The sequence below is a fragment of the Photobacterium sp. CCB-ST2H9 genome, from assembly GCF_023151555.2.
Classification (GTDB): Bacteria; Pseudomonadota; Gammaproteobacteria; order Enterobacterales; family Vibrionaceae; genus Photobacterium.
The window spans coordinates 2271373-2287496 of sequence record NZ_CP100425.1 but is presented as its reverse complement, the minus strand read 5'-3'; the positions used below and the strand labels follow the sequence as shown (position 1 = coordinate 2287496).

12 protein-coding genes are annotated in these 16124 nt (G+C 51.6%); 7 read left to right on the top strand and 5 right to left on the bottom strand.

Annotation, left to right across the window (positions count from 1 at the left end; translation table 11 throughout):
• Positions 1 to 3: 3 nt before the first annotated feature.
• Both L4174_RS10635 and L4174_RS10630 read right to left on the bottom strand, forming a co-directional pair.
• The gene (locus tag L4174_RS10635; protein ID WP_248140772.1) at positions 4 to 1572 is read right to left on the bottom strand and encodes an anthranilate synthase component 1; all 1569 of its coding nucleotides are present in this window, start codon (positions 1570 to 1572) and stop codon (positions 4 to 6) included.
• Complete coding sequence (locus tag L4174_RS10630; RefSeq protein WP_248140771.1) at positions 1569 to 2582, bottom strand: bifunctional 3-deoxy-7-phosphoheptulonate synthase/chorismate mutase; 1014 nt, start codon at positions 2580 to 2582, stop codon at positions 1569 to 1571. Before L4174_RS10630 ends, L4174_RS10635 begins: the two co-directional genes overlap by 4 nt.
• 264 nt (positions 2583 to 2846) lie before the next feature.
• Here L4174_RS10630 and L4174_RS10625 point away from each other — a divergent pair, with 264 nt between their 5' ends.
• From L4174_RS10625 to rluB, 3 genes are all read left to right on the top strand, one after another.
• Positions 2847 to 3683: a PHP domain-containing protein gene (locus tag L4174_RS10625; protein ID WP_248140770.1), complete on the top strand. Its 837-nt coding sequence runs from the start codon at positions 2847 to 2849 to the stop codon at positions 3681 to 3683.
• A gap of 49 nt (positions 3684 to 3732) precedes the next feature.
• A complete protein-coding gene (locus L4174_RS10620; RefSeq protein ID WP_248141684.1) occupies positions 3733 to 4353 on the top strand; it encodes an L-threonylcarbamoyladenylate synthase in 621 nt (206 codons plus the stop codon).
• A 255-nt stretch (positions 4354 to 4608) separates the two neighbouring features.
• Complete coding sequence (gene rluB, locus L4174_RS10615; RefSeq protein ID WP_248140769.1) at positions 4609 to 5613, top strand: 23S rRNA pseudouridine(2605) synthase RluB; 1005 nt, start codon at positions 4609 to 4611, stop codon at positions 5611 to 5613.
• A gap of 85 nt (positions 5614 to 5698) precedes the next feature.
• Here rluB and L4174_RS10610 read toward each other — a convergent pair whose 3' ends face one another.
• Positions 5699 to 6442 carry a YciK family oxidoreductase gene (locus tag L4174_RS10610; protein ID WP_248140768.1) on the bottom strand — a complete coding sequence of 248 codons (744 nt, stop codon included), beginning with the start codon at positions 6440 to 6442 and terminating at the stop codon, positions 5699 to 5701.
• Positions 6443 to 6619: 177 nt separating this feature from the next.
• On the opposite strand from L4174_RS10610, the gene sohB reads away from it, so the two are divergent.
• Together sohB and topA are read left to right on the top strand one after the other, a co-directional pair.
• Entirely contained in the window at positions 6620 to 7681 is a 1062-nt protein-coding gene (gene sohB / locus L4174_RS10605) for a protease SohB (protein WP_248140767.1), read from the top strand.
• Between the two features lie 525 nt (positions 7682 to 8206).
• On the top strand, positions 8207 to 10846 hold the full coding sequence (topA, locus tag L4174_RS10600) for a type I DNA topoisomerase (protein ID WP_248140766.1): 2640 nt from the start codon (positions 8207 to 8209) through the stop codon (positions 10844 to 10846).
• 188 nt (positions 10847 to 11034) lie between these two features.
• Here the strand turns inward: topA and L4174_RS10595 are convergent, their stop codons facing one another.
• On the bottom strand, positions 11035 to 12246 hold the full coding sequence (locus tag L4174_RS10595; RefSeq protein ID WP_248141683.1) for an MFS transporter: 1212 nt from the start codon (positions 12244 to 12246) through the stop codon (positions 11035 to 11037).
• 92 nt (positions 12247 to 12338) lie between these two features.
• Here L4174_RS10595 and L4174_RS10590 point away from each other — a divergent pair, with 92 nt between their 5' ends.
• Positions 12339 to 14036 carry an SgrR family transcriptional regulator gene (locus tag L4174_RS10590; RefSeq protein WP_248140765.1) on the top strand — a complete coding sequence of 566 codons (1698 nt, stop codon included), beginning with the start codon at positions 12339 to 12341 and terminating at the stop codon, positions 14034 to 14036.
• On the opposite strand, the gene L4174_RS10585 is transcribed toward L4174_RS10590, so the two are convergent.
• Positions 14029 to 14820, bottom strand: coding sequence for a tRNA isopentenyl-2-thiomethyl-A-37 hydroxylase MiaE (locus L4174_RS10585; protein WP_248140764.1), 792 nt, complete (start codon positions 14818 to 14820; stop codon positions 14029 to 14031). The two genes, L4174_RS10590 and L4174_RS10585, sit on opposite strands and share 8 nt — an antisense overlap.
• A gap of 235 nt (positions 14821 to 15055) precedes the next feature.
• Here L4174_RS10585 and L4174_RS10580 point away from each other — a divergent pair, with 235 nt between their 5' ends.
• Positions 15056 to 16066: an ABC transporter substrate-binding protein gene (locus tag L4174_RS10580; protein WP_248140762.1), complete on the top strand. Its 1011-nt coding sequence runs from the start codon at positions 15056 to 15058 to the stop codon at positions 16064 to 16066.
• Positions 16067 to 16124: the final 58 nt, after the last annotated feature.

Below are 16124 nucleotides of genomic sequence, written 5' to 3'. Positions count from 1 at the left end.
TCCTTATGACACACTGTGGGCTTGGCGGATTGCCGTAATGACGGCCTGGGCTTTGCTGCGGGTTTCATCGGCCTCGGCCTGAGGCACCGAGTCGTAAACCACTCCGGCACCGGCCTGAACCGTTGCAAAACCGTCTTCAACGTAGGCAGAACGGATCACAATGCAGGTGTCCATGTCGCCCTGACCGGTCAGGTAGCCGACGGCACCGCCGTAGCTGCCCCGGCGCTGTTGTTCAACATCACGGATCAGCTGCATGGCACGGATTTTCGGTGCGCCGGTCAGTGTGCCCATATTCATACACGCCTGATAAGCGTGCAGGGCATCCAGATCACCGCGTAATTGTCCGACGACCCGGGAGACCAGATGCATCACGTGACTGTAACGGTCGACTTTCAGCAGGTCTGCAACGTAGCGGGTGCCGGGCTGGCTGATACGGGCGACGTCATTGCGGGCCAGATCGACCAGCATCATGTGCTCGGCGTTTTCTTTTTTGTCACAGCGCAGCTCAAGCTCAATCCGGCCGTCTAAATCCAGATCGATGCTGCCGTCGGCTTTTTTGCCGCGCGGGCGGGTGCCGGCAATTGGGTAGATTTCAACCTGATTGCTGTCCGTACAGTACTTCAGCGCACTTTCCGGGGAGGCACCGAACAGGGTGAAATCAGCATCCTGCAGATAGAACATGTACGGACTTGGGTTCCCGATTTTCAGAGCCTTATAGGCATTGAGCGGAGAAGGGCACGGCATTTTGAACTGACGCGAAGGAACAACCTGAAAGACATCGCCACTGACGACAAACTCTTTCAACTGCTCGACTGTCGTGCAGAAATCTTCATCGCTGATGCTGACTTCCGGTTCACAGCGGTCCAGCAGCTGAGCAGCAGGCAGCGCCACAGGTTCCAGGCAGACTTCTTTGATATGTTGCAGACGACGGCTCAGCTCGTAATAGCTGGTGGTGCAGTAGTCACCGCCAAATAAGGTGGCCTGAAGCGTGCCTTTGCGGCGCTGGTGGTCAATAACCAGCAGGGTTTCCGCGACATAGAACAGATAGTCCGGACAGCGGTTTCCTTGTTCAACACCCGGCAGGGGTTCGAAGCTGGCGACCAGGTCGTAGGCAAACAGTCCGCCAAGGAATAAGGCCTCACGTGCTTGTCCCGGACGATGGAAAATCTGCTGGATCAGACGCAGTGCATCAAACGGTGAAGACTGACGCAGGCGGCTGTCTTCATCCATAGCTCTGCCGCTTTCTTCAAAAGTCAGGATCAGTGCGTTGCTGTCTGAGGTCAGCGACACATTGGCAGGGAGTTGTGCTTCAACCGCCTGAAGCACGTTCAGGCCATTATCTGTCAGTGCTTCCAGGCGGACTTCGCGGCCACGGCAGACGATGCGGACTGCCGCGTCGATCAGCATCAGGCTTTTTAAATCTTCCTTGGAATCAATTTCTGCGGACTCCAGCAGCAAATTATGCGGACGATTGCCACAGATGGCGTAATACAGTTCGGTGGGCTCCGAGACGTAAGGGACGTCCAGACTCAGGACGTCCAGTTCACCGACAGCTAAAGGCGTTGTTTTCATAATGTTTTACCTGCAGCTTCAACAAAGGGTTTCAGTTCCTGCATCAGTTGCTGGAACATCGGTCCGGTCAGTGCCTGATGGCCGTCAGACAGGGCTTCGCTCGGCTTGAGGTGAGATTCAACGATAATGCCGTCCGCACCGACAGCCGCAGCGGCACGGGATAGCGGAATCACCAGCTCACGGACACCGGTTCCATGGCTTGGGTCGACCACAACCGGCAGGTGGGTTTTCTGTTTCAGGAAGGCAACAGCGTTCAGATCAAGCGTGTTACGGGTAGCCGTTTCGAATGTGCGGATACCACGCTCGCACAGGATGATGTTTGGGTTGCCGGCATCATAGATGTATTCCGCCGCCAGCAGCAGCTCTTCAATGGTGGCAGACAGGCCACGCTTGAGCAGCACGGGCTTTTTGCTCTCACCCACTGCTTTAAGCAAAGCATAGTTTTGCATGTTGCGAGCGCCGATTTGCAGGCAGTCGATGTATTCACACATTGCTTCCATCTGACCCACTTCCATGACTTCGGAAACAGTCGGCATGTTCAGCATCTCACTGGCCTGTTTCAGCAGTTTCAGACCTTCGATCCCCATGCCCTGGAAGTCATACGGGCTGGTGCGAGGCTTGTAAGCACCGCCACGGAGCGCAACCGCACCGTGTTGTTTGACCACTTCGGCAACGGACAGCAGCTGTTGTTCTGATTCCACCGAGCAAGGTCCGGCGATGACCGCGAATTTGTTGCCGCCAACAGCCGCATTCCCAAACCGGACAACGGTGTCATGGGCCTGGACTTCACGGCTGACCATTTTGTATTTGGTCAGAATCGGTTTGATATTTTCCACACAAGGGTTGGCATCTAAGTTGAGTTTTTGCAGTACACGCTCATCACCCAGTGCGCCCAGAACAATACGTTCTACACCAGGCATATACAGGGGTTTCAGACCAGCTTGTTCGATACGGGTCAGAATATCTTTTGCCTGAGCTTCAGTTGCGTTTGGTTTCAGTACGATAATCATGCTGTTGTCCTTGCTAGCCAAATGTGGAAATTGTTTGTTTTCAATGGTCAGGTACAAAAAAACCCGCAGTCGGCGGGTTCATGGCTCTGTGCGGCTGGCACAGCAAAACTCACGACCCGTTATAGGTTGTGCCACCACCAGGTGAAGAAAGCGCGAAGATGATGTTGTTTTTGCTGTAACATAAACAGAACCTGAGTCATACGTTGTTGGGTAATTACGTACTAGTAAACTAGTTCAAGAATATTATGTCAAGACTTTCTTTTTATGTTGTTTGATCTTCACAGTCATACCACGGCCTCTGATGGCCGGTTAGCTCCGGCAGAACTCGTTCAGCGGGCCGCTGAATTCCGGGTCGATGTACTTGCGATTACGGATCACGATACGGTCGCCGGGCTGGATGCTGCCCAGCAGGCAATCGTTGGACAAAATCTGGCCTTAAAACTGGTCAAAGGTATTGAAATATCGACAGTCTGGAATAATTTTGATATTCACATTGTCGGTTTAAACATCGATCCGGAAAGCCCGGCGCTCACCCGTTTGATTACAGCTCAGGCTGAACGACGTGAAGCCCGTGCCGTACTGATGGGAGAGCGGCTGGAAAAAAACAAAATTTTTGGTGCGTATGCCGGAGCAAAGGCGATAGCGGGTGAAGCAACATTAACCCGTGCTCACTTTGCCAAATGGCTGGTCGAAAACGGGCACGCCAAAACCATGCAGGCGGTATTCAAAAAATATCTGACGCGGGGCAATCCGGGTTATGTGCCACCGAACTGGTGCAGTATTGCTGAAGCTGTCAGTGTTATTCATGAAGCGGGCGGACAGGCAGTCCTGGCGCATCCGGGACGGTATAACATGACAGCCAAATGGCTGAAACGTCTGCTGACCGTCTTTGTCGGAGCGGGGGGGGATGCGATGGAAGTCGCGCAACCTCAGCAGGCACAGCAGGAACGGCGCAATCTGGCCGACTATGCTCAGCAGTTTGGTCTGTTGTCGTCTCAAGGGTCTGATTTTCACTATCCGTCCCCCTGGACAGAGCTGGGCCGGAATCTTTGGTTACCAAAAGTCTCGGTACCCGTCTGGCAGGACTGGGGTTTGGAGTAAGTTATGATGTACGCCTGTGCCCTGAAGCGGGTACAGGCCAGGAGGAATGATGAGTCAATTTTTCTATATTCATCCGGATAATCCTCAGGCCAGACTGATCAGTCAGGCGGTGGCGATTATCCGAAACGGCGGAGTCATTGTGTATCCGACTGACTCGGGATACGCGCTGGGGTGCCAGTTGTCGAACAAGCAGGCGCTGGAGCGTATCTGCCGGATTCGTAAACTGGATGAGAAGCATAATTTTACCCTGCTGTGCCGGGATTTGTCAGAGCTGTCTTTGTATGCCCGGGTAGAAAATGATGCGTATCGTCTGCTGCGGAATAACACGCCCGGTGCTTACACCTTTATCTTCAAAGGAACCAAGGAAGTGCCGCGTCGTTTGATGAATCCAAAGCGGAAGACCATTGGCATCCGTGTGCCTGATAATGAAGTGGCGCTGGCTTTGCTTGAAGCTTTGGGTGAGCCGATGATGTCAACCAGTCTGATTCTGCCCGGAAAAGAAACGGCTGAATCCGATCCGGAATATATCCGGGACGATCTGGCTCATGCGGTTGATTTGATTATTCATGGCGGTGTTCTGGGTGAGCAGCCCACCACAGTTGTGGACTTCAGTAACGACACGATTGAAATCGTCCGGCAAGGGGCAGGGGATATTACCCCGTTTGAATAAGCCCTCACTGAGGCGCTGATCGGGTTTGAAATGCAGGGAAGCGCAGGCGGAAACAATCCTGCTCACCCTGCTTTTTCAGTGGTATCAAACCGAAGAGTTTGGCATAATTCCCGGCTGTCTTATTTAAGGATTGACGCCTTTATCTCATCAGAGATAAATGGCGGGTATCTCGTACTTTCTGGACGGGCTGTATCAGAGGTACGACGATGTTTTTAGAATGTTTCGACGCCTGTGAAGGCGACAAAGGTTTGTCTGATGAGTGAAAAAATACAGAAGATTCTTGCACGTTCCGGCCATGGCTCACGTCGTGAAGTGGAGCTAATGATTCAGGAAAGGCGTGTCAGCATTGACGGGAAAGTCGCTCAGCTGGGTGATCGCCTGGAAAATCTGGATGCGCTGGTCTGTATTGACGGCCATAAAGTGGAGCTGGTTAAGCCTTCTGAAGAAGTGTGCCGCGTGCTTGCTTATAACAAACCTGAAGGTGAGCTGTGTACCCGACACGATCCGGAAGGACGGAGAACGGTATTTGATCGCCTGCCTCGTCTTAAGGAAGGCCGCTGGGTCTCCGTCGGTCGTTTGGATGCGAATACATCAGGCCTGCTTCTTTTTACAACGGATGGCGAACTTGCAAACCGCCTGATGCACCCAAGCCGTTGTGTTGAGCGTGAATACATGGTGCGTGTATTCGGGGAAGTCACCGAGCAGATGGTGAGAAACCTGGTCAACGGTGTTGAGCTGGAAGATGGCATGGCCCGTTTTGAAGACGTGGTTTATGCCGGTGGTGAGGGAATGAACCACACCTTTTACGTAGTGATCACTGAAGGCCGTAATCGTGAAGTCCGTCGTCTGTGGGATTCTCAGGGCGTGACGGTCAGCCGTCTGAAGCGTGTTCGTTATGGTGATATCTTCCTGACCAAAGATTTGCCGCGCGGCGGCTGGATGGAGCTGGAGCTCCAGGAAGTGAACTATCTGCGAAATGTTGTTGAGCTGTCGCCAGAGACCCAGACTCATCTGACAGTTGAAGGCCAGAAGCGTAAGAAAGGGGTTCGTAAGATCCGTCGTGCTGTCCGTCGTCATGAAGAGCGCGTGAATGATGAATCACGTGGCCGCCGTCGTGATAGTCGCCGGACTTCAACGCGTAATCAGGCAGCGGAAGTTTCTGAGCGTCCGGCAGGTCAAAAGCGTAAGCCAACCGGCAATGCGGCAAACCGCCGAAATCCGTTGAAAAATAAACCTGCGAAACCACGTACCCGTAAGTAAGGTAAGTGGTTCAGGAATATGAAAAAAGCCGGCCCAAGGGTCGGCTTTTTTGCATCTGCTTTATTGTTCGTGCTGGAAACTGGATTCAGTCTTTAGGCTGTGCGTCAATGCACTGGCCGTTGACATCCCGGCTTTCCGGTCCCATCAGGTACAGATACAGCGGCATGATATCCGCCGGTGTTTTCAGCGTTTTCGGGTCTTCACCCGGGAAGGCTTTGGCACGCATACCGGTACGGGTACCACCCGGATTAATTGCGTTGACACGGACATTGGTATTACTGAGCTCTTCAGCCACAATCTGCATCATCCCTTCCGTGGCAAACTTAGAAATCGAGTAAGCGCCCCAGAATGCACGGCCGACATGGCCGACGGTAGAGGTCGTAAAGATGATGCGGCCATCTTCTGAATTCTTAAGCAGTGGCATGATGGCCTGAGTCAGCAGAAACTGTGCTTTCACGTTGACTTGCATCACGTCGTCGTAAGTGTCTTCACCCAGTTGATCAAACGGGCTCAAAACGCCCAGCAGGCTGGCGTTGTGCAGTACGCCGTCAAGACGGCCAAACTGATCCTTGATGGTATCAGCCATATCCACGTAGTTTTGTTTGGTCGCGCCTTTCATGTCCAGAGGAATGATGGCCGCTTGAGGATAACCCAGCGCTTCAATTTCATCATAAACGGCTTCAAGTTTGGCGACAGTCCGGCCCAGCAGAATGACGGTAGCGCCATGAGCTGCATAACTGATCGCAGCCTGACGGCCAATACCATCACCGGCACCAGTCACCAGAATGATACGATCTTTCAGAGAGTCAGCCGCAGTTTGATAATTCACTTGATTTCCTTCTAAGTCGGGCATTTTGTGCCGCTATTGTAGGCGCATCACTGTCAGAGTGACAACCTGAAGACAAAAAAGCATAGGGTAGCTCGAAGAGATTGATGTGAATAGCCCCTAGAGGCTTGATTGGATTGGTATTACAATGAAACAAAACCAGAATATGAGGAATTTCTCTTGGATTTTTTGTTTGATTACGGTCTTTTTCTGGCCAAGATCGCGACGGTGGTCGTAGCGATTGTAAGCATCCTGGTCATTGTTAAAAGCACAGGCGGTCGTCACGGAGCGCGTAAAGGTTCACTCGAAGTGAACGATTTGACTGAGCAGTACAAAGAGACGATCCACCATCTGGAGTCTCATCTGTTCGATAAACCACTGCTGAAAGCTCGTGAAAAAGCTGAGAAAAAAGCAGAAAAGGAAAAAAACAAAGCGCGTCAGAATGAAATCAAAACGGCTGCAAAATCCGGCGAACTTTCAACTGCCCGTGAGCCGAGGCTCTTTGTGCTGGATTTCCACGGCAGTATTGATGCGAAAGAAGTGGCGGGTTTGCGTGAAGAAATTTCAGCGATTCTGGCTGTAGCTGCGGAAGGTGATGAAGTCTTGCTGCGTCTGGAAACCGGCGGTGGAATGGTGCACGGCTATGGTCTGGCATCTTCACAGCTTGATCGCCTGAAACAGGCGGGGGTGAAGCTCACGATTGCTGTCGATAAAGTTGCTGCCAGCGGTGGCTACATGATGGCTTGTGTGGCGGATCAGATCATCTCCGCACCGTTTGCTGTGGTTGGTTCAATTGGTGTGATCGCACAACTGCCGAACTTTAGTAAAGTGTTGAAAAAACACGATATTGAATTTGAACAGATCACGGCAGGTGAGTTTAAACGAACGCTGACGATGTTTGGTGAAAATACGGATAAGGCGCGCGAGAAGTTTCAGAGTGAAATCGAAGAAACGCATGGCCTGTTCAAAGACTTTATTGCCGAACACCGTCCGTCATTGGATCTGGAAAAAGTGGCAACCGGAGAACATTGGTTCGGAAAACAGGCGTTTGCGCTGGGTCTGGTTGATCAGATTGGCACCAGTGATGACTACATCATGGCGGCCTGCAAAGAGCGTGAAGTCCTGCAAGTGCGCTATGTTCAGCGTAAAAAGCTGGCAGAGCGTCTGGCTGGTGCCGGCAGTGAAGCTGCTGACAGTTTGCTATTGAAGTGGATTGGTCGCGGTCAGCGGCCGATTATGTAAGCCTGATGAAACAGATAACCCGCAGCAATGCGGGTTATCTCCATATATTTCCAGTGTGACTGACAGCTGTTTTTACCGATATTTATTTTTTATTTCTTTTGCCTTGTCGCTTATTTGACTGTGCTGAAGATCATTGAATCAATTTGTCCAATTTGATGCATATAAAATAATCATTCTTCACGATTTCATTATCAGTAAGAGCATATTTGTGTGAGCTGACACAAATAAACCGGGCTGGGAATAGTCAAAGTGTCGTTGAGGTGGTAATGATCTGCGCCCAGTCAATTTACTGGCTTTGATATAAGAATTATCAGGGATGATTTGAAAAAATTGGGACACTTAACACCGTGTTTACAAGTGTAGAAGGGGCGACCAATCAATCTGGATTTATTAAAAACAGGTTGACCTTCTTGTATAGTAGCCCAATATTGTAATAGCGTTGCCGTGCCTACACTGTAACTTTTAGCGTGCAACTACATGTTTATATTTGAGAATTTCGCGAGCACGAGGACGTAATAGAGTCATATGGGTAAATCTCTCGTTATTGTGGAGTCCCCTGCTAAGGCAAAAACGATTAATAAGTACCTTGGTAAGGATTTCATCGTAAAGTCCAGCGTTGGGCATGTCCGAGACCTGTCGACGGGTGGCAGTAGCAGTACCGGTAAAAAAGCCGCTGCATCGTCCGCCAAAGGACTGAGCGTTGAAGAGAAAGCACGAATCAAAAAAGAAAAAGAGCTGAATGCGCTGATCAATAAGATGGGTGTGAACCCATATAAAGATTGGGAAGCACATTACGCCGTGCTGCCCGGTAAAGAGAAGGTTGTCCAAGAGCTTCAGAAACTGGCTGAAGACGCCGACTATGTATATCTCGCAACCGATTTGGACCGCGAAGGAGAAGCAATTGCGTGGCATCTTCGTGAGCTCATCGGTGGTGATGAAGAACGCTATAAACGTGTTGTTTTTAACGAAATTACGAAGAATGCCATTCAACAGGCGTTCGAGCATCCGGGTGAACTGAACCTTGATGGCGTAAATGCTCAGCAGGCACGCCGTTTTCTCGACCGTGTTGTCGGCTTCATGGTCTCGCCGCTGCTGTGGAAAAAAGTCGCGCGCGGTTTGTCTGCCGGTCGTGTTCAGTCGGTCGCTGTGAAGCTGATTGTTGAACGTGAACGTGAAATTAAGGCATTCGTACCGGAAGAGTACTGGGACATTCACGCCAACACTCTGACCGGTGAAAAAGATGCGCTGCGTCTGATGGTTGCTCAGCAGGCGGGGAAAGCTTTCCGGCCAGTGAATCAGACTGAAACCGATGCAGCAGTGTCGCTGCTGGAGAAGGCCAGTTTCAAAGTCGCAGAGCGTGAAGATAAGCCGACGACCAGTAAGCCTTCAGCGCCTTATATTACGTCAACGCTGCAACAGGCAGCGAGTACACGCCTGGGATATGGCGTAAAACGTACCATGGGTCTGGCTCAGCGCTTGTATGAAGCCGGCTATATTACCTATATGCGTACCGACTCGACCAATCTGTCGAAAGAAGCCGTTGAAGCTGTACGTGACTATATTACAACGGAATACGGTGAGAGCTACCTGCCGGCGAAACCTGTGGTTTACGGCAGCAAAGAAAATGCTCAGGAAGCGCACGAAGCGATTCGACCGTCCAACGTTGAAATACTGCCGGCAAACCTGGAAGGCATGGATCAGGACGCCGTTAAACTGTATGACCTGATCTGGCGTCAGTTTGTGGCCTGTCAGATGACTGCGGCTCAATACGATTCCAGTACGATCACGGTTCAGGCCGGGGACTTTACTCTGAAAGCCAAAGGCCGAACGTTACGTTTCGCCGGTTGGACCAAGGTTCAGCGCCCTTCAGGTAAAAATGAAGACACCACATTGCCAACGGTTCAGGTGGGAGATGTTCTGGCGCTTGAGAATCTGGAGCCAAAACAGCATTTCACCAAACCGCCTGCACGTTTTACCGAAGCAGCACTGGTTAAAGAACTGGAAAAACGCGGTATCGGCCGCCCGTCGACCTATGCGTCTATTATTTCCACGATCCAGGATCGCGGTTATGTGAAAGTGGACCAACGTCGTTTCTACGCAGAGAAGATGGGTGAAATTGTGTCCGATCGTCTGGAAGACAGCTTCTCAGATCTGATGGACTACGACTTTACCGCGCGAATGGAAGGTAATCTCGATAAGATTGCGGAAGGCGAAGCGAACTGGAAATCGGTTCTGGACAAATTCTTCAGCGATTTTACGGATGAACTGGAAAAAGCCGAGCGTGAGGAAGACGAAGGCGGCATGAAGCCGAACAAAATCGTCCTGACGGATATTGAGTGTCCGACCTGTTCGCGTCCGATGGGCATTCGCACGGCTTCAACTGGTGTATTCCTGGGTTGTTCCGGCTACGCGCTGCCACCGAAAGAACGCTGTAAAACCACCATTAATCTGGGTGATGAAGAAGGTGTTGTGAACGTCCTGGAAGAGGATGTGGAAACCGCTGCGCTTCGTGCCAAGAAACGTTGCCCGAAATGTGGCACCGCGATGGATGCTTACCTGATTGACCAGGGTCGTAAACTGCATGTGTGTGGTAACAACCCAAGCTGTGATGGCTACGTGGTAGAAAAAGGTGAGTTTAAACTGAAAGGCTATGAAGGTCCTGTGATTGAGTGCGACAAGTGCGGCTCAGACATGGAGCTGAAGAACGGTCGTTTCGGAAAGTACATGGGTTGTACCAACGAGAGCTGTAAGAATACCCGGAAAATCCTGAAGAACGGCGAAGTTGCGCCACCGAAGGAAGATCCGGTGCATCTGCCGGAGCTGCCATGTACTCAGGATCCTGACGCATATTTTGTGCTGCGTGACGGTGCTTCCGGTCTGTTTATGGCCGCCAGCACTTTCCCGAAATCGCGCGAAACCCGTGCGCCGCTGGTGGAAGAACTGGTTCGCTTTAAAGACAGACTGTCGCCGAAGTTCCTGTACCTGACCGAGGCTCCGACAGAAGATCCGGATGGTGTGAAAACAGTCGTTCGTTTCAGCCGTAAAACCAAAGAGAACTATGTTCGTTCTGAGGTTGACGGAAAGCCTACCGGTTATACCGCACTGTATGATGCCGGGAAGTGGATCATTACGGACAAGCGTAAAAACGCCAAGAAAGAGAAGTAATCAAGAAACCGCCGAAAGGCGGTTTTTTTATCCTGACAGTTTTTCACGGGTGAGCAGCCCAGCCACCTCACATCAAAGTGACTGCGGTATAGTTAACTTCATGATCCCTTTAAGAAATGATGAGGCCTCAATCGATTGGAATGAGCAATCGGGATAACCGCCCTGAATTGATTCAGGAGAGGATGATTTTATGCCGTCCGCCGGACTTGGGTGCACCACAGCATCAGCGCTACGGCCAGCTGAACAGCAAAACAGAGCAGAAAGAGCGGTGCAGTCCCCAGGAGTGCGACCAGATAACCGGAAGCTGCCAGTCCAAACGGCATTCCCAGTTTAAATAGTGAACCTGTGATACCAGCTACACGGCCCAGCAGTTTGTCACTGAAAGCTTCCTGACGGTAACTCCAGATGCAAATTGAACTCATGAGCCCGATGCTGCTGATGACGAAAAAAGCGGCTGCCAGTACCCCGGCATTCGGAGAAACAGCAGGCATGACAAAGCCGAAGGATTCCAGTGCAATGGATAAAATGAGCAGCTTGCCCAGTCCGATTCGGCGTCTGACCTTGTCGGCAACCATACCGCCGACCATGCCGCCGATACCCGAGGCTGCAATCAGATAGCTGACTTCCAGGTTGGAGAGCATCAGCTCGGCCTTGGCAAAATAAATGGCCTGAACATGAAATACAGCACCCGTGGTATTAATCACGACAACAGCAGCAGTGATCAAACACATCGTTTGATCCGCCTTCAGGGCGTGCCAGCCTTCCTTGAGTGCAGAAAAGACAGGAGGGTGCTGCACTGTTTCGGAAGGGGCAAATGACAGCCGTTGCAACTGTATAAATGCGAGCAGATAAAACAGGATCAGCAGCAGAAAGATCTGATGGATAGCGGACATCAGCAGGAGTACCCCCGACAACACAGGCCCAACGGTTTCCAGAAAACTGTACATAGTGCTGAAACGTGCTGTGGCCGTATTCTGGAGATGTTGCGGCAATGCCGTTTTCATCATGCCAAGACGGGCATTGTGATAACCGTAATCGAAGGCCATCATCATGAAAGCGGCCGGAAAGAGCGCCCATAAAGGGTTAGCCATCCATTCGACGGCAGAATAAGCCAGGAATAAACAGAAGCTCTGCCCGATGAGCATGGCCTGTGACCAGTGCTTACGGTTAACTCGGTCGACCCATACGCCGATAAACAAGGCCAGCAGCAGATTGGGCAGAAACTCTACCGCCCGCATCCAACCCATCCATTCCGGCGAAGCCGTCAGGTCATAAACCAGCAGCGGTAACGCGAGGCTGTAAATTTTGGCACCAAAGGCCGTGAAGAATGCACTGGTAAACAGCACTAGAAATGTCGGTTCTTTCCAGATCCCCAAACGGGATTGCGCAAAAGTTGTCATCATAAATTCCTTTTCACATCAAAAACTTTCGCTATTATCGACAGGAAAAGTGGAAGAAAAAGTGCAGAGATTAGAGAAGGATTTCATCTTTTATGCGTTACTGGCGATTACTGGCGTTACTCAGAGATGAGCTGGACGTTGGGCAGACATGGGTCGTGTCGCTCGATACCGTGGCAGAAAAACTGGCCTGTACCCGGCGAAATGCACAAATGCTGATCAAAAGGCTGGTCAGTGAGGGGTGGATACAGTGGTTTCCCGGCGTCGGGCGCGGCAATCTGCCGACGCTTATGTTGCTGAAACCGACAGACGCTGTTGTGACGCAGCAGGCAGTCGCCTTACTGGAGCGGAATCAGGTAGAACAGGCACTGACACTGATGCCAGCACATGCGCGGGAAGGATTTCTGGCGGATTATCTGGCCGGGTTTCGATCAGCCAAACGGGCTGATACCCGGGATGTCCTGCGGATCCCTTTCTACCGCGGTATTCATGATCTGGATGTGGTTCAGCTTTCCCGTCGAACGGAACTTCATCTGGGCTCTTACCTTTATGCCGGCTTGCTGAGCAAAAATGAGCAGACGGGTGACATTCAGGGCAACCTCGCCATTCACTGGGAGCAACAAGGCAATGACTGGCTCTTTACCCTGAGGAAAGGGCTGATGTTTCATGATGGCACGCCATTGACTTCGCAATCTGTCAGGGAGCATTTTGAGCGGCTCAGCACTTCAGACAGCTGCAATCGGCAGCTGTTTGACTGTATTGCGGGTGTGGAAGTACTGACTCCTCTGCGCTTCAGGATGATCGCAAAGATGACGCCGGGTTTTATACCGACGTTACTGACACAAAAGGCAGCCGGAATCGCGAAACAAGCGGGTGATGGCCGAATTATCGGCTCAGGGGCTTTTATGCTGGATGAACAGACCGAATGGCTGACCCGGTTGGTCGCATTTGATCATTATCATGGTTGCCGCCCGTGGCTGGATGCGGTCGAAATCTGGAATATCGGTGATCAAGCCATGGATTTTGACATGAACAGTGATGTGGTTCACCCCTGGCTTGTGCCGGGACGTACACAGCAATTCTCGCGGCTGGAAAACTGGGAAAAGGGCTGTGAGTATGCCTTGCTGAATGAAAATCGGACCCGCTGGATGGCGGTGGCAAAACACCGGAGGAGACTGGCCGCCTTTATTCGTCAGTTGCCGTTACCGGATTGTTTGCAGCCGGACAATTACCGGTACGCTGAGGGCATGCTGCAAGCGGAGCTGCATCCAGCCGGTCTTTCTGAAATCGTCGATCTCAAGTCACTGCCTCAGCCGGAACGTCCGCTGAACGTTGTAACTTATCAGCTGACAGAGCATATCGCGCTGGCGGAGCAACTCACACATGCGCTGAACAACGCCGGAATTCCAGCGAGCTGTTGTATTGAAACCTTTCCCGATTTTAACCGGATGGCACGTTTGTCTCAGGCCGATATTATGATTTCTGGTGAAGTTTTCGGGGAGGATCCTGAACTGGACTGGATGGAATGGCTGAAAGCAAATACAGCCCTGTCGGCTTGTCTCAGTGCAGACACTCAGTCACAGTTAATGCGAAAAATTGAGACGGTGTTTTCGCATTCCTGCCGGGAAGAAAGAGTGGCTCAATTTGAAGCGATTGAACGCTGGCTCGTGGCGCTCGGGATGTATCAGCCCTTGTGGCAGAACCGCCAGCAGCTGAATGTGCGATCGCATCTCAATGGGGTTTCACTGCTGGCAAATGGCTGGATAGATTTCAGCCGCGTGGTTTTCAGCTAACGGCGACTTCTGCAGGAACACCGCTGTGGAAGCGGAACCGTTCATCCGGGCTGCTGATCAGTTCAGCTTCACGCTGACCAATGAACTGAATACGCTCACTGATATCTTCGCCGGCAATCTGCTCCGCCAGTTTCAGGTAGTCCTGATAATGACGGGCTTCTGAACGCAGCAGAGAAATGTAGAACTTTTTCAGTTCGTCATCCAGATAAGGTGCCAGCTTGGCAAAGCGCTCGCAGGAGCGGGCTTCAATGTAGGCACCGATAATCAGTTTGTCGATTAATGTTGCGGGTTCATGGGTACGTACGGCTTTCATCAGACCGCGCGCATAGCGGCCTGCATTCAGGCTGGAGTATTCAATGCCGCGCTTTTCCATGATCTCCAGCACCTGTTCAAAGTGGTGAAACTCTTCTTTGATCAGACGGACCATTTTGTCGATCAAATTTTGTCCGTAAGGACAATCGGCTCTGGCGGTCAGCTCGGCAATGAGTCCGTTTTTCTTCCCATGAAAGGTGTTTTTATCTCTGGCCTTGCCATAGACAAAGTTTTCATACGGTTTCGCCCAGTCCAGCAATGCCTGACCGCTTTGTTCATCGACGGCATATTTTCGGATCAGATAAATCGCAGTCTGGCTGGCTTTCAACTCACAGTTACAGTGATCAACCAGTAAATCGTTCAGGTTTTCCGGCTTACGTGCTTCCTCAATCCAGCTGTCCGGTGTTTCGCAATGCAGAAACTGATGAACGGGTGAAAGAAGCGTGTTGATCATGTGTTGTGTGTCTGTCATGAGAGGTCTTATGGCTGAGTTGACGAAAAGCGGGCGGATTATAACAAAGCTCTGTTTCGGCGGCCACTGACGGCTGAAAGAACTCAAAAATGAATCACTTAAGGTCAAAAACCGGGTCTGTGTCCTCGTCAATCGCTCTCGGGTATGCATATACTGAAAAGGAATTCATCAGTGGCGGGTGACAAGACCAGCTTCTGGCGAAGGACACCCGGATATCTCAACGAAAGGATTTGTTATGCGTTTACCCCAGATAGCCCCCTGGTTACTGGCCGCCGCCACACTGCCCCTGAGTCTGACTGTTTCTGCGGAGGAATGCGGGCATGTCACGATTGCTGACATGAACTGGAACTCAGCGACGATGCTTGCGCACCTGGATCAATTTATCCTTCAGCATGGCTATGGCTGTGATGCAGAGCTGGTGCCCGGCGACAGCATTCCGACCACCACGTCCATGATAGAGAAGAGTGAGCCGGATATTGCCCCGGAAATGTGGAGCAATACCATGCGGGAGGCACTGGATCTTGGCGTCAACGAAGGGCGGCTGCGTTATGCCGGTGTCACCCTGTCTGACGGCGGCGAAGAAGGATTTTGGGTACCGGCGTATATGGTGGAAGACGATCCCAGCCTGAAAACACTTGCGGGCGTGAAGGCGAAAGCGCAATTATTCCGTCATCCTGAAGATCCGGAACGGTCTGCGATGATGGGGTGTCCGGCGGGCTGGACCTGTCAGATCACGACAGAACATTTATTTGAGGCGCTGAAACTGGCAGATGCAGGGTTCGAGCTGGTGGATCCCGGCTCTGGCGCCGGTCTGGCTGCATCGATTGCAAAAGCATATGAGCGTAAAGCACCGTGGTTCGGTTATTACTGGGCACCGACGGCGGTTCTGGGTAAGTACGAGATGGTGAAAGTTGACTTCGGGACCGGGGTGGATGTCGAGCACTATCAGTCCTGTATTACGCAGGCGGATTGTCTGGATCCCAAACCGACCATGTACCCGCCTTCTCCGGTAGATACAGTCGTCACAGAGAAATTCGCCCGGCGGGCGCCTGAGGCACTGGCGTATTTGTCCAAGCGCGCATTTACCAATGCACAGATGAATAAGATGCTGGCGTGGATGGAAGACAATCAGGCCGATGGTGAGTCCGCGACGGATTATTTCCTGCAGCAGAATGAATCCATGTGGACTCAATGGGTATCTCCTGAAGCTGCGAAACGCATCAAGAAAGCGATGTCTGCACGCTGATCCAGTCAGGCCCGGTTTATCGCCGGGCCTGTGTTTTTTAGCAATCCATGGCAATACC

What these genes read in the sequence shown, in the direction of transcription:
- rluB (WP_248140769.1), top strand. Translation starts at nt 4,609, where the DNA reads ATGAGTGAAAAAATACAGAAGATTCTTGCACGTTCCGGCCATGGCTCA.
- topA (WP_248140766.1), top strand. Translation starts at nt 8,207, where the DNA reads ATGGGTAAATCTCTCGTTATTGTGGAGTCCCCTGCTAAGGCAAAAACG.
- L4174_RS10585 (WP_248140764.1), bottom strand. Translation starts at nt 14,820, where the DNA reads ATGACAGACACACAACACATGATCAACACGCTTCTTTCACCCGTTCAT.
- L4174_RS10595 (WP_248141683.1), bottom strand. Translation starts at nt 12,246, where the DNA reads ATGACAACTTTTGCGCAATCCCGTTTGGGGATCTGGAAAGAACCGACA.
- L4174_RS10630 (WP_248140771.1), bottom strand. Translation starts at nt 2,582, where the DNA reads ATGATTATCGTACTGAAACCAAACGCAACTGAAGCTCAGGCAAAAGAT.
- L4174_RS10590 (WP_248140765.1), top strand. Translation starts at nt 12,339, where the DNA reads ATGCGTTACTGGCGATTACTGGCGTTACTCAGAGATGAGCTGGACGTT.
- L4174_RS10625 (WP_248140770.1), top strand. Translation starts at nt 2,847, where the DNA reads ATGTTGTTTGATCTTCACAGTCATACCACGGCCTCTGATGGCCGGTTA.
- L4174_RS10635 (WP_248140772.1), bottom strand. Translation starts at nt 1,572, where the DNA reads ATGAAAACAACGCCTTTAGCTGTCGGTGAACTGGACGTCCTGAGTCTG.
- L4174_RS10580 (WP_248140762.1), top strand. Translation starts at nt 15,056, where the DNA reads ATGCGTTTACCCCAGATAGCCCCCTGGTTACTGGCCGCCGCCACACTG.
- L4174_RS10620 (WP_248141684.1), top strand. Translation starts at nt 3,733, where the DNA reads ATGAGTCAATTTTTCTATATTCATCCGGATAATCCTCAGGCCAGACTG.